Source organism: Natronorubrum thiooxidans (assembly GCF_900156475.1).
GTDB lineage: Archaea > Halobacteriota > Halobacteria > Halobacteriales > Natrialbaceae > Natronorubrum > Natronorubrum thiooxidans.
In genome coordinates, this window is record NZ_FTNR01000007.1 from 1 (window position 1) to 17644 (window position 17644).

A 17644-nucleotide genomic window follows, 5' to 3' on the forward strand; every position below is an offset into this window, starting at 1 on the left:
GCGATTCAGCAGGAACTCTCGGAAGGGTGGAGTCGCGTCATCCAACACGACCTGACAGGGAAACTCGACGGTCACAGTTGGACCGTCGAGTTTCCCGTCTACATCGACTGTACGTACCTGAATGGACGATATGACGAGCAGGGCGTGGCGCGTCACGGCTACGCCGCTGACGCGCCGTTCATCGAGACACCACGCGACGCTCGATACCACTACAGCAAACGCTTCGGTATCGAGTCGAGCTATCGCTTGTCCGAGCAAGCGATAGCGACGACAACGACGCGAGACGCGACGGTCAGACTGCTGTACGTCGTAGTGAGTCTGCTGCTACAGAACGTTTGGCGGTATCTGCACTACGAATACGTGGCGACGCCCCGCCGAGGCGGGCGTCGCCTCTGGTGGTGGCCATACAAGGAGTTCGTCAACATGGTTCGACGGGCTGCGTGGACGGCCCTCGCGGTGCGTCGGGCCGTCCCCGCAAACCGGCCACCTGACGACCGGTTCCACCGGTAGTCACTGACCGAGATCGCTGCCTTGTGAGTGGCTACGCTGTCGCGTCGGCGGCTGACCGCCGCCGACAGCGACAGCTCCGTCCCCGATTAGTGTTGTTCAACCGCTATCGACGACTCATCACGACAGAACAGGTGACTCAGGTCAGGCTAACTGGTAATGCTTTGTGAGGTACTGAGTCTCGAACAGACCATCACTGGTATGGCGATTCCGATGACGCTTTTCGGGATCGGTCTCGGACTGATGATGGGACAACTCGTCAATATGACGCTATCAGCGGTTCCAGCAGACAAATTCTCGGAGGCATCTGGCGTCATGAACGCAAGCGGGATGCTGGGATTCGCGCTGGGAACGGCAGTCATCGGCTCGTTCCTGCTCGGACGGTTCTACGCCGGTGTCGTCGATGGCGTGTTGCGAGCCAGAGACGAGACAGTCACGGTGGCCCAACGGAACGAACTGGTACTGGCCCTCGAAGACGCAGCGGAGACAGCGACCGAGGCGACCCAGCAGGAGTTCATGGCGCAACTCACACCAGCGGAACAGCAACTGCTCGAGGGTATCTTTGAAGCCGCGATGGTCAATGCCCAGCAGACATCGTTACTCCTCCTCACACTGTTCGTCTTGCTCACACTTGCGGCGTCGACGCTCTTACCGAAGGAGGTACAGGAGACTGACGACCCGCTCGATCAACTCGAATCACCTCAGGAGCCACCAAGTGACCCATCTGAAACAGCGATAGAGGAGTGAACTACCCCACACCCTACCGCGCTCGGGGCTACTCGCCCCTCGCTTGTTGAGGGTGGGGTCGTCCGAAAATCGATCCAGAGGAGGCACTTGCCAGGATGACAGCTACCGCCACACTCGGACGAAAGATCTGATCAGTCTGGTGAGCAACACCGATAGACGTCGAACACACGGATTGAATATTCTATCAAATATATCATGATATGTATTCAGCCCACCGGTTGTACTGTCCGTATCCCGTGAGACGAGGTTTATTTTGACTGACAGCGTAGTAACAGTTGATCATGGACATAAATTGGACAGCGGTAGTAACTGGATTCGTCATGACCCTCGCGTTAGGGTTCATCAGCGGTCTCATCTACGTGGGATCGGAAGCCTCTGTCGTGCTCCTGTACTGGGGCGGAATCGGTATACTCGGTGGTCTCACCGCTGGATACCTCGCTGGCGGGACGGTGAGTTCCGGTGCGACCCACGGCGGTATCGCAACCGTCTTCGGATCGCTGGTCTTGTTAGTCATTGCGACATTCACGACCCTGCTATTCGCGGGCCTCGTCGCGTCGTTCAGCGTGCTCGTCCTCGGCATACTCATGCTCGCGTTCTACGCCGTCCCCGGTGCTCTGGGCGGTGCGATCGGCTCGTGGACAAAACACCGTCGGGCTGCTCCGGAGCCAACGGGCGCACGGGCATGAGCAATTACTGATTTTCAATCGGCACTGTGGCCTCTCCACAGGCAGGTGAGTTTCATCACCGTCGCAAATAGCCGCTTATTATCCTTGGGGTGGATTTATTCTCATCATCTCGCACAAGCAGTGGGCTAGTAGAACCGGTGTAATCACTGTTAGGTGGAACACCACGAGCCCATGAGTACAGAATCGAGACGTTCAAAACGGTTCCTGGTTGTACTCGGTCTTTTAATCGGACTTCTTTCGTTCCTGCTCGTCCTGCCATTTCTCACCTGGGTTCTTGTCGCCGTGATCCTTGCATACGCTCTCGCCCCTATCAATAATCGGCTTTTAGATCGGCTTGGCTCGGGACTTTCTGCCGGACTATCGATACTTATTGGACTCTTTCTTATTGTACTCCCGATTGTCATCATCCTTGGCGTTGCAGCGAGGCAGGCCCGTCAACTCTTTGCAGACTTCGAGCCCGGAAACGTCGCCCAACTCGACGACGTGATCGCAGATCGGTTAGGTGTGCAGGCCGATATCGCAGCCGCACACGATACGTTCAGCGGTGCCGTCAAAACGGGTGCCCGAGGCCTTGCTGGGAATCTCTTCAGTATCATCGGTGGACTCCCCGAACTCTTCATCGGGTTCACGGTCCTGTTTTTTGTCCTGTTCTACCTGCTCAAAGACGGCGACCAGGCTGTTGGGTGGTTTCGAACGGTATTACCAGTCGAACCAGCGGTTCGAGAGGAACTGTTCGAAGAAACCAGTCTGTTGCTCCACAACTCACTCGTCGGTACCGCCGCCGTTGCAGCAGCACAGGCACTCTTACTCGGCGTTGCGTTCCTCGTTCTCGGCCTTGGAAACGTCGTGTTCTGGATCGTGACAACGTTTGTCGCAGCGATGATCCCACTCGTCGGGGCATCGATAATCTGGATCCCGGCCTCGATCTATCTACTCGTTATCGGTCGCCCCGTTCCCGCCGTCGTGTTGTTCGTCTTCGGCGCAGTCATTATCAGTACGGTCGATAACGTCCTTCGCCCGATGGTGATGCGACGCGGGACACAGCTCAGCCCGGTTATCACGATCATCGGTATTTTCGGCGGAATCACACTGTTCGGCTTCGTTGGGCTCTTTATCGGACCGATCATCCTTGGACTGATGAAACTCATTATCGATATCTACGTGCGTGAGTACGCCGAGCCAGCACCACTCGAGCAGGCGTGAGTGTCTCTTTCTCACCGGATCGCGAAATTTATATATCGTTATATGGTTTATAGATAACGGTGAATGCGAATTTGCCAGAGCCAGCCCTCGAGAACGCACTATTCGTCGATACAGCAGAGTACAGTAGCTACTTTAGATTAGCCCAGTAATCACAAGTACTTGTATTGTCCACGACGCCGTCCGGGCATCGTAGTTGAGAGAAGCCGTGGAAACACCGCTTGAGACGCTGTCTCCTCAGGATGGATGCTGATGACTGATTTTCTCGGCGAACTGACCAGGGACCGGCGTCCCACAATCCACACACTTCCAACGCCGTGTCGCGATCCCAGATTCTTTCTCGAGGTCCTGGTAGAACTCCAAAAGCGCGCCACAGGTGCATCTGTAGGTCGTCCGGGTCATACAGTATCGCTCGAGGGGCACAAGTGTAAATGGTGTGCCGACGAGGCCACTCAAGACGGACAGACACAACGACTACCACAGCATCCCCCGTGGGTGGAACCGATGACCGAAACAGCGCACCAAATTCCGGTCGCCGACGGAGCCGCCGTCAGCGCGATCCACCACGAGGCACCCGGCGACGACTGGGTCGTGTTCTGTCACGGGTTTCTAAGCGACAAACGCGGAAGCTACGAACACCGCTGTCGGCGAGCGGTCGAGGAGGGGTATAATGCTGTCCGGTTCGACTTCCGCGGCTGTGGCGAGTCCGACGGCCGGTTCATCGACCAGACGCTCAGTACTAAACTTGCGGATCTCCGTGCCGTCGTCGAGCACGTCGATCCCGCGTCGTACGTGCTCTTTGGCTCGAGTTTCGGCGGGAAAGTCGCATTCCACGCGACAATACAGGATCCACGGGTCGACGCTGTGGTGACACGAGCACCCGTCACGTACAACCGCGCGTTCGAGGCGTATCGAACGACTGTCGAACGGGACGGCGAGTACCGATTCGAAACCGGCGACCGAATCGATCGTCGGTTCTTTGAGGATTTCGAGACGTACCGCTTTGCCGACGTCGAAGCATCGCTCGATGTTCCGGTCGCAATCTTCCACGGCCGAACGGACGACGCCGTGGATATCGACGACAGCCTTGAGGCTGTGGCTCGACTCGAGACGGACGTCCTTCTCGAGACGTTCACAACGGAGGGACACCGCTTTTCGACGCCGGCGGAAGCCCGGCTACTCGAGCGGACGTTTCACTGGCTCGAGACGCAGTGATGGGACTCGAGTGGGTCTGTGATGGGAGTCGGGACCGGTGTCAGCCAGAATAAATCACGTATCGATATATGATATGGACAATCCGAGACACGCCCCATCGCGATGGGTGAGAGGTGTTCGGTTGCGGCCAAGAGGATCGAATTTTCTCGTTCAGAAAAACCGGACCGTTTTTCATACCGATGCCGGAACGATGAGCTAACAGTGAGTGAGGATACTGATCTGTCAACTGTGCTTGCCGTCCTCGACGACGAGTACGCACGCGAAATCCTCACCAATACGAGTATCGAACCAATGTCTGCCAGTACCCTGAGCGAGCGATGTGATGCGTCCCTGCCGACGATCTACCGGCGACTCGAGCGGCTCGAGGAGTGCCATCTCGTCACCGAAGAGACGGAGCTCGCACCCGACGGCAACCACTTCAGCGTCTACAGCGCAAACCTCGATCGGCTCGAACTCTCCCTCGAGGACGGCTCGTTTGCGCTCGAGTTGACGTATCGTGATGAGGACGTTGCCGACAAATTCACCCGGCTATGGGAGGGGATGCGATGAGTCAGAACGTCGTTCGGATCGACGAGGCACCCCTGTTCGAACTGCTCACCGTTGGGAGTCTCTTTCTGGTTGCGCTGATCGGGACGATCATCGCCTACCAGGCCTACCGGGGCTACCGCCGCAACGACGCGCCGTCGATGCTCTATCTGGCTGTCGGCTTGCTCTTGTTGACGCTCTGTCCGTTCCTGATCAACGTGGCAGTTACGACACTCTTCAGCGCCGAACAGGTGATAACGGTCTTTCTCGAGAACGTGAGTCGACTGGTCGGGCTGGTTGCGATCATGTATTCGCTGTACGGACAGCATTAGTGGCGTTCCAAGCCTGAACTGGAGGATCGAATCCAGCGGTACAATCGATTCGACCCTTCGTCGACGCTCAGGAGGTGAGTGTGTCTGTTCTGGCTGGAAAGCTGGCATCGAGAACAGTCGTCGGGCCGGTCATTGGTCGATAAGTGGTAGAATATCGAACCCAGGAATCGAGAGCAAAATACCGGGGCGACGATCGTGTGTTGTGGGCCGAAGCGGAGGGGAAGGGGGGACCACTGGATGAGCGGGAATCGAACGGACGACCGCTCGGATAGCTGTCACGGCCGTCCACCGGCGGGATCTGTCCAGCGACGATCAGGGGGATACCCGACCCGGATGGGACACGCCGTGCCGAGACGATCGTCCCCACTCACCGCTTTCGGCTGGTATCTAATAATGGCACGAGCGTGTTTTCTGACTCGGAAAATCCCTGTTCTGAGACGGACCACATCGCCGCTCCTCTCTGGTATCGTCGCTCGATGCAAGACGCCAGTCGGTTGAAAGGTGCCCACAGCTTCTTTTGGCTGCCGTTCGAGAAGCCGATATGCATTATCTCGCTGGCACTGCATCCGTCCACACGACGGCAGCGATCTGTGACTATCTCGACGGGCGAGCGACCGCGACGGATACCGTGACGGTCGTGGCCGTCGCGCCACCCACCGATACGACGGCACGGCGAGACGCCCAGGAGGCGCTGAATGTTGCCCCCGTTCGGCTCGCAACCGTCGACGAGGTCACCACGGAACTTCGCGAGGACGACGGCGATCCAGCCAAGATACTCCTCGAGGCCGCAGCGGCGACCGGTGCTGACGAACTCGTCATCACATCCGCTTACGGTCTCACCGATGGGTCGACAACGGTCGGATCAACTGCACACACCGTGCTCGAGGGAGCGACACGACCGGTCGTCGTTATCCCCGCCCTCGAGGGATGATTGACTGCTCGGCCCCACGTCGACAAGCGAACAGCCACCGAAAGCGTACGAACCCGGCTATTCGGCGACGAGTACAGACGTCTTCGCCTCCCTCGAGACCTGTTCGGAGACGCTCTTTCTGAAAAACCGTTCGATACCGCGGTGTCGGCCCATGACGATCAGATCGATATCGTGGTCGGCGGCGTAGTCGAGGATCGCTTGATGGCGAAGCCCGTGTGTGACCGTCGTTTGAACGTCGTCGACCCCGGCCTCGACTGCCTGGCTTGCGACGTGGTCGACGGCGCGTTCTCCGATCGGCTCGAGGTCTTCGAACTCCATTCCCGGTGCGATTTCGGCGGAGTTGATGACGTACAGGGCGTGGATCGAGGCGCCGTGAACACGGGCGAGTTCGATCGCCTCCTCGATCGCTCGCTCGGTGTTTGGCCGGCCATCCGTCGGAACCAAAATCCTGTCGTACATGGCCCGTTCTTTGGCGACGACCGGCAAAAACACCCACGAGATTCTGCGTCATACCGAGCCCCATCCGGGCGAACAACTCGAGTTCGACGATGGCCAGTCGCCAGAATTAGCCTCGGACGACGAGGAGCCGGCAGGAACGAACCGATAGGACGATACCGTGAGCTGCGTGAGTTATCCCCACGCGGATGACACGGACGCTTCTCGTTGCAGGAACTGCAAGTCACGTCGGTAAATCGACGGTCGCCGCCGGCCTGTGTCGGCTGCTCGTCGATCGGGGCGTCTCGGTTGCCCCGTTCAAAGCACAGAATATGAGCAACAACGCTCGCGTCGTCGTTCAGCCCGAGGCAACCAAGGGGGAAACCGACCGACCGAGTGACGACTCGAGCGCCGAGCAGTGGGGCGAAATCGGCGTCTCACAGTTCGTCCAGGCACGAGCGGCCCGTATGACGCCGACGACGGACTGCAATCCAGTCCTGCTCAAACCCCGCGGCGACGGCGAGAGCCAACTCGTCGTTCAGGGGCGGGCCCACGAGCACGTCCCCGCAGGCGCGTATTACGAGGAGTACTGGAACGAGGCACGCGCCGCGGCTGAAGAGTCCTACCGGCGACTCGCGGCCGCCCACGACGTCGTCATCGCCGAAGGAGCCGGCAGCATCGCCGAGATTAACCTCCACGATCGGGACCTCGCGAACGTCGAGACCGCCCGGTTTGCCGACGCCGAAATCCTCCTGCTGGTCGATATCGAACGCGGCGGAGCCTTCGCCAGTCTCTACGGAACGATCGAACTGCTGCCCGACTCGCTGCGCGAGCGCGTTACAGGCGCGCTCATCACGAAGTTCCGGGGCGATCCGACGCTGCTCGAGCCCGGAATCGAGGAAATCGAATCGAAAACCGGCGTCCCTATCCTGGGAGTGCTCCCCTACGACGACCCCGGCCTCCCCGAAGAAGACAGTGTCGGGCTGCCTGCCACGAGCGAACGCGGCGTGCTGGGCGACGACGACGGCGTCCCCGACGACCAGCGGCTAACGATCGCCGTCCCGCGGCTGCCGCGGATCTCGAACGCGACGGATCTCGAGGCGCTGGCAGCCGAACCGGGCGTCTCAATTGTCTTTGTGCCAGTGGAAACAGGACCGACGAGTGACGATGGGACGCCGGCCGACGATCCGCTCGAGGACATCGACGCGGATGCGGTCGTGCTTCCGGGAACGAAAAACACCGTCGACGACCTCCTCGCGCTCCACGAGGCCGGCTTCAGGGACGCGCTCGCGGCGTTTGACGGCCCGATCGTCGGCATCTGTGGCGGCTACCAGTTGTTGGGCGAGCGAATCACGAACGCCGCACTCGAGGGAACGGGCGAGGACGACGTCGTCGAAGGGCTGGAGCTGTTGCCGGTCGAGACGCGGTTCGAGGGAACGAAACACGTCGAGCAGACGGCGGTCCTCGTCGATAGCGACGCGACACCGTTGCTCGCGGGCGCGGACGGTCAGGCTTCGGGTTACGAAATCCACGCCGGTCGAACGCGGGCGCTCGAGACCGTACGCCGACCGCTCGGCGAGTCGAGTGCGGCCCGCGGACGGATACTCGGAACGTATTTGCACGGCCTGTTCGACAACGAGTCGGTCCGAACAGCGTTTCTCGAGGCTGTCGCTATGGACGCAGGAATCGACTGGCCGGCTAGTGATGATGAGGACGGGCAATCGGCATCGAACGCTGGCTCGAGAGCGACGACCAGCGCGACGCCGTACGATCGCGCTGCAACGTTGGTTCGCGAACACGTCGACCTCGAGGCACTGGGCGAGCCGTTCGAGGCAGATATCGCTCGCGGAGCCGAAACGAACAGTCGGTAGCGGCCAGTTGCTCGAGATGCTCTAGGCGGGCTGGCTTCGGTAGGTTCCGAGCAACTCCTCGAGGATAATACACTCTTGATCGGTCGCATCGTAGTGGGTGTCGATGAACCGTTCTGCGGCCTCGAAGTCCCCACGAAGCCCGTGTTTGCGGACCGTGATCACGGCATCGAGAAAGAAGGTTCCGCCGTCGGTACCCAGCGCTTTGGCGTGGTCTGCCTCGGTGATATCGAGTTCGGATTTGATCTCGTCGAAGTTGAACGTCTTGACGTCGTGGTCGCCGTTGATTAGCGTGAGGACGTACTCCGCGGAGAACCGATAGAACTCGGATTTGCTCTCGAACATACCGTCTTCGACGAGGGAATCGATCTCTTCGACGACCTCGTCCGGATATCTGACGGTATCTTTCGCCATATCGTCATACTGTTCGCTACTGGTTCATTATTGTTTCGAATAATTGTCATACAGAAGACGTTTTTCGGGCCGAGATTCCATGCTTCGAATCGGACACGGCTTGGAGAAGTGGTTCCATGGCTGTTTGAAGTGAATTATTGTCTTAGAACAGCTAAGAAAGGTTATCGGGTGTGTTATCGGCTCGATAGAGAAACGGAACTGGTCGTTGCAACTACCTGCAAATTTATTATTTATCGTGTGCAAGTAGAGCGCGCAATGGCAGACGCAACTGAAATCCGCGAGCAGATGATCGACGCGTTCGAAGGAGCCGACTACCCAATCTCGAGTCCGATGGACCTCGTTCCGGCACTTCCGAACGGACCCGGAACGAAATTCGAATCCGGCGACTTCTCGGTCACCGCAATGGAACTGAACACGAAAACGTCGGGCGGGGACTTCCCCTACGACGATCCCGAATCCTTCGTCGACGACATCATCGAGGACCTCAAAGAACAGGGCGAACTGTAGATCGGTTCGCCCACAGCGGACACGTATCGGGATGTAAACAGTCCGATCGGCCACGATACTGATTCAGTGCGCAAGATACTGATTCAGTGCGTAAGCGACATCGAAAGTGGGTCGTCCGGACTCGGCTCAAGACGCCTTCGGCCCGTGTTTTCGAGGGGTTATCGGCCCGATTGAAATGTACACCGTGTACACAGTGTAGACAGTGTGAACTGTGCAGCGAGGCTGACACCACAGCGACCACTGGACCCAACGGGATCGGGAGTCGACAATCGCATTGCAAGCCGACAAATCGACTGGCCAGTAGTCTTTTGTTCTGTCATTGTGTTGTTTCCGAAAGACGCACCCGGCTAATTACGATCGGAAACCACAACAGTTTGGATTACTGCATGCCCCACGAGACCCGACCCGGACCGATCCTCCACGTAACGACCGCTGACTCGAGTTCGCTCAAGCAACGGCTGCGTACCGCGACGTCGTTCGACGTTCGATCGGATTCACCGGAGACCGTTCTCGAGACTATGCTGGATTCCGAAGTCAAATCGGCCCCCGAAAACCGGGCTGAAGACGGCTCGACCGAGCTCGCTGGCATCGTCCTCGAACTCGAGTGTACGGAGCGGACGAAAACGGTACTCGAGCGCATCAACACGGAAATGCCGGCCGTTCCGACGGTCGTCGTTCCACTGGCAGGGAGTGAGGCACTTGCAGCGGCTGCAGTACGGACGAACGCGGACGACTACGTTCAGCCCGACCGTGACGATGATCCCGTCGAACGGGTTCTCGAAGCGATCCACTCAAATCAGACTGGTGCGGCGGAGACACGACCGATAGCGAGCGCGGTCGATACCGATTACCACCGGATTCTCGCAAACGAACTGCCGGACGAAGCCTTCGTCATCAGCGCCGACGGGACCTACCTCGAGACGAGTGTCCGTCCCGACGTCGCTGATCTCGGCTCGATATCGGCCGACGAGTTGACCGGGAACCAACTCGAGGACGTGTTTCCGGACGACGTGGCCACGGAGTTACAGGCGTGTATCGACCGGACCCTCGCCACCGGCGATACCCAGTCCATCGAGTACAGCATCGAAACGACCGATGGACGCCGACAGTACGAGGGTCGAGTCGTCCCGATCGACGACCGAATTGGCGGAGCGCGCGCTGTTGTCTGGCTCGCGAGAGATATTACCGAACGGGTACAACGAGAGCGTGAACTGCGATCACAACGGAACCAACTCGAGACACTCAACAAAATCAATGCGGTCATCGGTCAGGTAATCGAAACGCTGGTGGAGGCACGTTCCAGAGACGCGATCGAACACGAAGTCTGTGACCAGCTCGTCGACTCGGATCTGTACTGTGGTTCCTGGATCGCCGAACACACGGGTGATAGATCCCTTCGGTATCGAACCGGAGCCGGCAGTGCCACCGCGGACCTCGAACGTGTCACCGACGCCGCCGTCGATCAGGGGTGGCTGGCACAACGGGCCGTCGAGACGGGCACGATCCAGACACAAACCGGGATTTCTGAGAATGAGACGGTTCCCGACCCGCTTCGAGACGGCGCACGTGACGCTGGCGTTCGATCCGCGATCGCCGTTCCGATCCGCCACAATGAATCGATATACGGCGTCTTGACCGTCTTCTCTGGCCGTGAGGAGGCGTTCAGTGAGGGAGAACGTGCTGGGTTCGAACTGCTCGGTGAGACGATCGGCTTTACGATCATGGCCGTCCGGAACCGCCAGCTCCTGTTTGCCGACGCAGTCATCGAACTCGAGTTTCGGATCGACGGCGGAGATACCTTTTCGTTCGACCTCTCCGAGGAGTACGACTGTACCTGCTCGCTCGAGTGGGCTGGGACGACCTCGAACGGGCGTACCGTCCAGTATATCACGATCGAGGGGATCGATTGCGAGACGGTGCTTGAAGCAGCCACCGCCCACGATTCGGTCGAGGAGTGTCGACGGATACACCATGGTGCCGACTGCTGTACGATCGAAATGAGCCTCTCGGAGTCGGGGGTCCGGGCACTTGCAAACCACGGAGCGACGATCAGAGAGATTACCGTCAAAAACGGTGTCGGCACCTGTCTGGTCGAGGTGTCTCAGGATGCCGATGTTCGAGAGATTGCGGATACCCTGACCGGCGTCTACGAGAACACCGAACTCGTCGCTCGCCGGGAAGTCGACCGACCGGTGCGAACGGCAACCGAGCGGTGCAGTCGAATTCTCGATCAACTCACCGAACGACAACTCACGACGCTTCGACTCGCCTACTACGGCGGCTTCTTCGACTGGCCACGGGAGAGCACCGGCGAAGAGGTCGCCGAAACGATGGACATCTCGCCACCCACGATGCACCAACACCTGCGGAAAGGGCTCAAGACGGTTTTAAAGGAGTTCTTCGAAATTGATAGCAGAACTGAACAAACGTAGCGCTGGAAGCGATAAATAGGCGAGATATGGAGAGAGGTACGGCTCGATCCGAACACGAGTTCCTGACCACACAGTCCGACCGAAAATATATCAAACGTCTGGTGTCTAAGTCATATTTACCGGGTGTGAGAGACCGGCACAAATGACAAGTAGGCTTATTCTTCACCGGAAACGTGGTGTGTTGGTCGTTCCGACACGCAGTATCACACCCACCACAGAGTCATATGTTTTCTGATACTATCGGCAGCCATCTCGAGGCGACACGTTGTGAGGGTGTCACATATATATCAAACGTCGTGAGACTCTCGAGATAATAAACGTACTCTATGTGAACCCAAACGCCGATGCAGAAAACCCGATATCGTTCGAGTGGAATGGGGACGGCGATCACGCGAGTACCGAGTTCCGCAAGCCGATCCGCGGAGGACAGAGCGCCGTGATAGCGGATACACCCGTCAACAGACTCTACGAGGGGACGGACGGTCACTACTATACCGACTGTCAAATCAGAAACCGACTCCGTACCGAACGATGGAAGCCGTGCATCCGACAGCGTGCGCCGGATCGATGGCTGGTAGAAACGAGCGATCAAAGCCTGCTGCTGTTGACACCGACCGACGAACTCCCCGCCTGGGCGGAGCTCCGGGTCGACGACCGCGGCGCTCGCGTCGTCGACACACGCCACCCACTCCCCGACTAGTCAAGAGCCCGCCGGATTACTTGCTGCCCACAGCGGTGGGGTCGATTAAAGACACAGGATCGGTGTGCAAATCGTTTCAGTCGTGACTATCATGCGACGAACACAGATGTAACTGAGGCCTTGACGCCCACGTTAGGACGAACGGCATCAGAGACAGTTACTTGTCGTCGTCATGGTCGCCCTCGCCGCGGACGAAACTGGCCTGTGTATTGCCATCCTGCGTGGCATCTTCCGCGCTGGGGCCTTCGATAAGCGACTCGAAATCGTCGACATCATCGTACTGGTCGCGGTAGACGAGCGCTGCTTTCCCCATAGAGGTAATCTCGTACAGTCCAGACCGTTCTGCTGGCCCGATCTTGCAAACGAGTCCGTAATCTTCCAGTACCGGCAGCCGGGTGTTGATGTTCTTTCGGCTTTTCCCCGTGTGTGCAGCGAGGTTCGTTGCAACGTTTCGTCCCTTGTCCTCGAGTTCCTCGAGAATCAGGAAATCAGTAGGTTGACGCAGTTTCACTATCGTTCACTCTCATTACCCACTATATTTCCAGTGGTAACTAATACTTTCGACTTTCCTGCTTGTGTTTTATACCGCGATCAGTGTCGAAAACAGAACAGTCAGCCCGAACCTCGAAAACCCGGTCTCGAATCGAACAGATATCGCGGGGCGAGAAACACATCGATACTGCCGAATACAGGGACAAGCGGATCGATCAGTATCCTCGCTGCAGCCGGTTCTGAGGAACCACCGTGCCCTCTCTCTGTTGTCAGGGATGTACTGGCCCACCATCCTGAGGACCGGTGATCCCCCACCGGATTCAACTCTCGAGGAGGTCGACGCCGACCGAGTCGAGCCAGTTCAACACTGTCGCAACCGCGGTCGGGGAGTCGACTCGATAGGAGGCCGCAGACGGTTCATCGCCACTAACTCTGATGCCGATTCCATCGGGTTCGACGGTCCGGAACGCCGATTCGTCGGTTACGTCGTCACCGATATAGATCGGCACCGTCTCGGAGGGCATCTCCGACGCGATCAACGCGACCGCATCCCCCTTATCCCAGGACACTGACGGTCCGATTTCGAAGATTCGTTTCCCGGTCGAAACCTCGAGCGAGCCATCACCGAGTCGGTCGACAACCGCATGTGTCTGCCGCCGAACAACCGACCTGACGCTGGCAGGGACGGACCTGACGTGGACCGTCCCCGTCAGTCGTTTGTTTTCGATCCGACAGTTCGGGATCGGCTCGAGGACCGTCTCGAGTGTTTCACAGACCGCCTCGAGTCGCGACATCCGTTGGCGGGCAACTGGGTGGACCGTAACCGATCCGTGGCGAGACAGTTCGAGGCCGTGATTCCCGGCATACGTCTTCGGCCCATCGATACGGTCACGAACGTCTGCCAGCGCGCGACCGCTGACGATTGCCGTCGACACCGCGGGCTCTGTGGCGAGCGACGCCACCGCAGCCTCGTTTTCCGGCGTCGGCGCCGCCGCATCCGGGTCGTCGACGATCGGTGCCAGCGTCCCATCGAAGTCCAGACAGAGGAGGAGTCGCGACGCCGACGCAAGCCTCGAGCGGATCCGATCCCGATGCTCGTCGATCGGACGGGGAGGAGTCGTTGGCGACATCGGCTACACTGACGACGTCCGTTCGTAAGGATCGAAATCCGAGTCCGAATCCGGGTCCGAGTCCGAATCTGCCTCCGAATTCGAGTCGAACTCCCGCTCGGCATCGGAATCAGCAACTCGAGTCGCATCATCGCGGAGTGTCTCGTTTCGGACGCGACGTATCCAGTCGAACTGGGCTGTCATCCACCACTCGAGGTTCCCATCGAAGACCCGTTTTCGAAGCGTATTCATCCGGAGATGGCGTTCGGCGGGCGACAGCGAGAGTGCCCGCTCGAGTTGACGGGCAACACCGTCGGTATCGGTCGGATCGATTGTGAGCGCATGAGAGCCGAGCGTCTCGTGAGCACCCGTTCCCTGACTCAACAGCAACATCCCGTCACCGTCGACGCTCGACGCGACGTACTCCTGTGCGACCAAGTTCATCCCGTCGACCAGCGGACTGACGATCATCAAGTCTGCACGTCGGTACAGCGCACAGAGCTCCGCCGCCGAGAGATAGTCTTCGGTGTAGACGATCGGATTCCACGCCTGCGTGCCGAATCGCTGATTGATCCGTTCGACTTCGCTCCGGACGAACTCGCCGTATCGTTCGTAGGCCGGAATGTCGGTTCGAGACGGTGTCGCCGTCTGGACGAACGTGAACTCGCCGTGGGACGACGGGTTCCACTCGAGAAACCGTTCGACCGCAGCCAGCCGTTCGGGGATCCCTTTCGTATAATCGAGTCGGTCGACACCAAGGCCGATGACGTTCTCGCGTGCGATATCGTATCGGTCGAACAGCGAGGAGCGTTGTGACGCCGAGACGGACCGGGCGTCCTGATCGTAGGATTCGGCGTCAATACCCATCGGCGTTGCAACGACGCGAGTCGTCTGCTCACCGGACGTAACGGTCCGTCGGTCCCAGTCGACGTCAGCGGCCGGGAGATATCGGTGGACACAATCGAGAAAGCGCTCGGCGTATCGGTCGACGTGAAAGCCAAGCAGGTCGTTTCCGAGCAGTCCCTCGAGAAGTGTTCTGCCGGCCGGACAGTGCTGGAACGTCGTCGATGTCGGCCACGGTATGTGCCAGAACTGGGCAACGGTCGTCGACTGTGGGACTCGATCACGGATCATTTGCGATGCGAGTGCGAAGTGATAATCCTGAAGCCAGACTACCGAGTCAGCGGTCGCGTGCTCACGTACTGCCTCGGCGAAGCGCTCGTTGACCGTCCGATACCATTCGAAATCGTTCGATCTGGTTTCGACGAGATCCGTAAATCCATGGCACAATGGCCAGAGGACGCGGTTACTGAACCCATAGTAGTAGGAATCGATCGCCTCGTCCGAGAGCGCGATCCGCTGGAGCGTATAGGATGGATCGTTCGGTGGGACAGCCACGCAGTCGTGCTCGTCAGTGACGTCGAAGTCAGCGTCGCCATCGCCCCAGGCGATCCAGGTTCCCGCCGCCTGCTGCAAAACCGGATCGAGCCCAGCAGTCAGCCCGCCTGTCGGTTCGTCGACCGTGATCGGACGGGTGTCGGTCTCGTCAGTCGATTCTGGAACCGTCTCATCAGTCCCTGTCGCCGCGTCCGCAGTCGTGGCCGGCCGATCGCTACCGGCGGTCGATGCCGCCGTGTCGTATTCGTGTCGATACGGTTGCCGATTCGAGACGACGATCAGAGAATTCGGACAGGTCGGTCCGTCGGACCCTGTCCCGTCAGTCCTCCGGCCGCCTCCATCGGCCCGTAGCTGTCGGTTACTCGGAGCCGTCAACGACAATCGCTCGTCGGTAACTCGCATTCGCTGCTATTGGACAGCCTCGTCCCGGGTTGATTCGTGGCTTGCACCAGCATGGGTGTCTAATAGTGTCCCGATACTGGCCGAAATCAACTGACCATCCAACCGGCGTGACTATCCGTTCAACGGTCCGAAGAGACACGGACGAGTCTGACACGCCACAGAATCATTGATTTGCAAACAGTATCGAGAGTCGAGCAGCGAGGAGACACCACGTTTCCGGTGAAACAGCCGTTTGTCTCGTCCAGAGTGGTCGGTACTGGAAGGTCATCCGTTTATCAGAGGTCGGTCATGCGTCGTCCGTCTCGACGAGTACCTTCCGGACGACGTCCGGATCCTCGAGCAGTTGGTGTTCGGTGTAACTCCCCTCTGCACTTCCCCCGCTCTGACGGGATTGCTCGATAATGTCGAGAAAGGCGTGCTCTTTCAGCAGGTCACGGACCCGACGCAACGAGAGCGTGTCGGAGCCTTCCTGGCGACAGATTTCCTCGTAAACGTCGTAGATACGAGTCGTCCGGAAGCCGTCCTCGTCTGCGGTGTTGAGTGCAAGGACTGCAAGCGCCTGCAAAACGTACCGTGAGTGAGGTGTCGACCCCCGAATGAGCTCTCGGAACCGATCAGTTTCGGCCCGCTCACGGGCCTGGACGACGTACTCCTCGCGAACGGTCTCGTTACCGGTGGACTGAGCAATCTCGCCTGCATACCGAAGGATATCGATCGCCTTCCGGGCGTCACCGTGTTCTCGAGCGGCAAGCGCTGCAGCCCGTGGAATAACTGACGAATCGAGGACCCCATCTTTGAACGCGTCGCTACGGGCCTGCATGATGTCTCGAAGCTGATTCGCGTCGTATGGCGGGAAGACGAACTCGCGTTCACAAAGACTCGACTTGACTCGTTCGTCCATCCGATCTTTGTACTTGATCTTGTTGCTGATCCCGATCACGCCGATCTTGCACGACTCGAGTTTGCCGGCCTCGCCCGCACGCGAGAGTTGCATAAGAATATCGTCGTCGTCGAGTTTGTCGACCTCGTCTAAGATGATGAGGACGACCTCGAACTGTGTATCCAACACTCGCCAGAGGCGCTTGTAGTATGTCGATGTACTGAGTCCTTTGTCGGGAATCTTGACATCAGTGACTGCCGAATCGTTCAACGAGTGGGCGATCGTCTGGACCGCCTGGGTCTCCGTGCTATCCTGCGCACAGTCGACGTAGGCGAACTTGGCCGTGACACCCTCTTCTTTCGCAACGCGAACGAGCTGTTCGGAGATATGTTTGGCACAGAGCGATTTTCCAGTCCCAGTTTTTCCATAGATAAGGAGATTGCTCGGACTCTGGCCGAAAATGGCGGGGTTGACGGCATTCGCGAGTTCCGCAATCTCGTCGTCTCGACCGACAATTCGCCCCTCCTCGGGGAGGTGATTGATCTCGAGCAACTCCTTGTTCTCGAAGATCGGATCGTCACGGGTAAAGAGGTCATCGCCGGAACTCGACATAGATTACAGACACCACGTTTCCGGTGAAACGTCTTTACTGTTTGGACTTGAATCCGGAAAACCGATGAGAGCCGTAGATTTCGGCAAGAGAGCCGTTCTCAAGCAGGTGGGTGAAACGAAAGTTCTTCGTGGGGAAAACGGAGCACACACACACCACGTTTCCGGTGAAACGGGGAAAATGGGGGTAAGGGGTTCCAGTTGAAACGGGGGTTGGTGAGTTCTCGATGATTGTAATACCGGCAGTTCGATGAT

The 17644-nt window shown here is 58.6% G+C and carries 18 protein-coding genes and 1 pseudogene; 13 read left to right on the top strand and 6 right to left on the bottom strand.

Annotation, left to right across the window (positions count from 1 at the left end; all coding sequences use genetic code 11):
- The 8 genes and pseudogenes from BW940_RS10680 to BW940_RS10715 all read left to right on the top strand — a co-directional run.
- A pseudogene (locus tag BW940_RS10680) lies at window positions 1–510 on the top strand (ISH3 family transposase); the annotation flags it as partial.
- Window positions 511–708: 198 nt separating this feature from the next.
- Entirely contained in the window at window positions 709–1254 is a 546-nt protein-coding gene (locus BW940_RS10685) for an MFS transporter (protein ID WP_159440163.1), read from the top strand.
- Between the two features lie 281 nt (window positions 1255–1535).
- Window positions 1536–1940 carry a DUF5518 domain-containing protein gene (locus BW940_RS10690; RefSeq protein WP_076609205.1) on the top strand — a complete coding sequence of 135 codons (405 nt, stop codon included), beginning with the start codon at window positions 1536–1538 and terminating at the stop codon, window positions 1938–1940.
- 171 nt (window positions 1941–2111) lie between these two features.
- A complete protein-coding gene (locus tag BW940_RS10695; protein WP_076609206.1) occupies window positions 2112–3143 on the top strand; it encodes an AI-2E family transporter in 1032 nt (343 codons plus the stop codon).
- Between the two features lie 501 nt (window positions 3144–3644).
- Window positions 3645–4355, top strand: coding sequence for an alpha/beta hydrolase family protein (locus tag BW940_RS10700; RefSeq protein WP_076609207.1), 711 nt, complete (start codon window positions 3645–3647; stop codon window positions 4353–4355).
- Between the two features lie 201 nt (window positions 4356–4556).
- The gene (locus tag BW940_RS10705; protein ID WP_049889923.1) at window positions 4557–4904 is read left to right on the top strand and encodes an ArsR/SmtB family transcription factor; all 348 of its coding nucleotides are present in this window, start codon (window positions 4557–4559) and stop codon (window positions 4902–4904) included.
- Entirely contained in the window at window positions 4901–5212 is a 312-nt protein-coding gene (locus tag BW940_RS10710; protein ID WP_076609208.1) for a DUF7521 family protein, read from the top strand. The genes BW940_RS10705 and BW940_RS10710 overlap by 4 nt, the downstream gene beginning before the upstream one ends.
- A gap of 541 nt (window positions 5213–5753) precedes the next feature.
- Window positions 5754–6143, top strand: a complete 390-nt coding sequence (locus BW940_RS10715; protein WP_076609209.1) for a universal stress protein — start codon at window positions 5754–5756, stop codon at window positions 6141–6143.
- Between the two features lie 57 nt (window positions 6144–6200).
- On the opposite strand, the gene BW940_RS10720 is transcribed toward BW940_RS10715, so the two are convergent.
- Window positions 6201–6602, bottom strand: coding sequence for a universal stress protein (locus BW940_RS10720; protein WP_076609210.1), 402 nt, complete (start codon window positions 6600–6602; stop codon window positions 6201–6203).
- On the opposite strand from BW940_RS10720, the gene BW940_RS21490 reads away from it, so the two are divergent.
- Both BW940_RS21490 and BW940_RS10725 read left to right on the top strand, forming a co-directional pair.
- Window positions 6601–6750, top strand: a complete 150-nt coding sequence (locus BW940_RS21490) for a hypothetical protein (RefSeq protein WP_159440164.1) — start codon at window positions 6601–6603, stop codon at window positions 6748–6750. The genes BW940_RS10720 and BW940_RS21490 overlap by 2 nt on opposite strands.
- A gap of 37 nt (window positions 6751–6787) precedes the next feature.
- Window positions 6788–8449 carry a cobyric acid synthase gene (locus BW940_RS10725; protein WP_076609211.1) on the top strand — a complete coding sequence of 554 codons (1662 nt, stop codon included), beginning with the start codon at window positions 6788–6790 and terminating at the stop codon, window positions 8447–8449.
- 21 nt (window positions 8450–8470) lie between these two features.
- Here BW940_RS10725 and BW940_RS10730 read toward each other — a convergent pair whose 3' ends face one another.
- Window positions 8471–8860, bottom strand: coding sequence for a ribbon-helix-helix domain-containing protein (locus BW940_RS10730; RefSeq protein WP_076609212.1), 390 nt, complete (start codon window positions 8858–8860; stop codon window positions 8471–8473).
- Window positions 8861–9115: 255 nt separating this feature from the next.
- Here BW940_RS10730 and BW940_RS10735 point away from each other — a divergent pair, with 255 nt between their 5' ends.
- The 3 genes from BW940_RS10735 to BW940_RS10745 all read left to right on the top strand — a co-directional run bounded on the left by BW940_RS10735 (window position 9116) and on the right by BW940_RS10745 (window position 12499).
- Entirely contained in the window at window positions 9116–9367 is a 252-nt protein-coding gene (locus tag BW940_RS10735; RefSeq protein WP_076609213.1) for an MTH865 family protein, read from the top strand.
- 386 nt (window positions 9368–9753) lie between these two features.
- Window positions 9754–11799, top strand: coding sequence for a bacterio-opsin activator domain-containing protein (locus BW940_RS10740; RefSeq protein ID WP_076609214.1), 2046 nt, complete (start codon window positions 9754–9756; stop codon window positions 11797–11799).
- 436 nt (window positions 11800–12235) lie between these two features.
- Window positions 12236–12499 (top strand): hypothetical protein, encoded by a 264-nt coding sequence (locus BW940_RS10745; RefSeq protein ID WP_173834877.1) that lies wholly within the window; start codon window positions 12236–12238, stop codon window positions 12497–12499.
- A gap of 157 nt (window positions 12500–12656) precedes the next feature.
- Here BW940_RS10745 and BW940_RS10750 read toward each other — a convergent pair whose 3' ends face one another.
- From BW940_RS10750 to BW940_RS10765, 4 genes are all read right to left on the bottom strand, one after another.
- Window positions 12657–13010, bottom strand: a complete 354-nt coding sequence (locus BW940_RS10750; protein WP_076609216.1) for a winged helix-turn-helix domain-containing protein — start codon at window positions 13008–13010, stop codon at window positions 12657–12659.
- Window positions 13011–13311: 301 nt separating this feature from the next.
- Window positions 13312–14121, bottom strand: a complete 810-nt coding sequence (gene otsB / locus BW940_RS10755; RefSeq protein ID WP_076609217.1) for a trehalose-phosphatase — start codon at window positions 14119–14121, stop codon at window positions 13312–13314.
- 3 nt (window positions 14122–14124) lie between these two features.
- Entirely contained in the window at window positions 14125–15900 is a 1776-nt protein-coding gene (locus tag BW940_RS10760; protein ID WP_076609218.1) for an alpha,alpha-trehalose-phosphate synthase (UDP-forming), read from the bottom strand.
- Between the two features lie 286 nt (window positions 15901–16186).
- Entirely contained in the window at window positions 16187–17392 is a 1206-nt protein-coding gene (locus BW940_RS10765; RefSeq protein WP_076609219.1) for a Cdc6/Cdc18 family protein, read from the bottom strand.
- Between the last annotated feature and the right edge of the window lie 252 nt (window positions 17393–17644).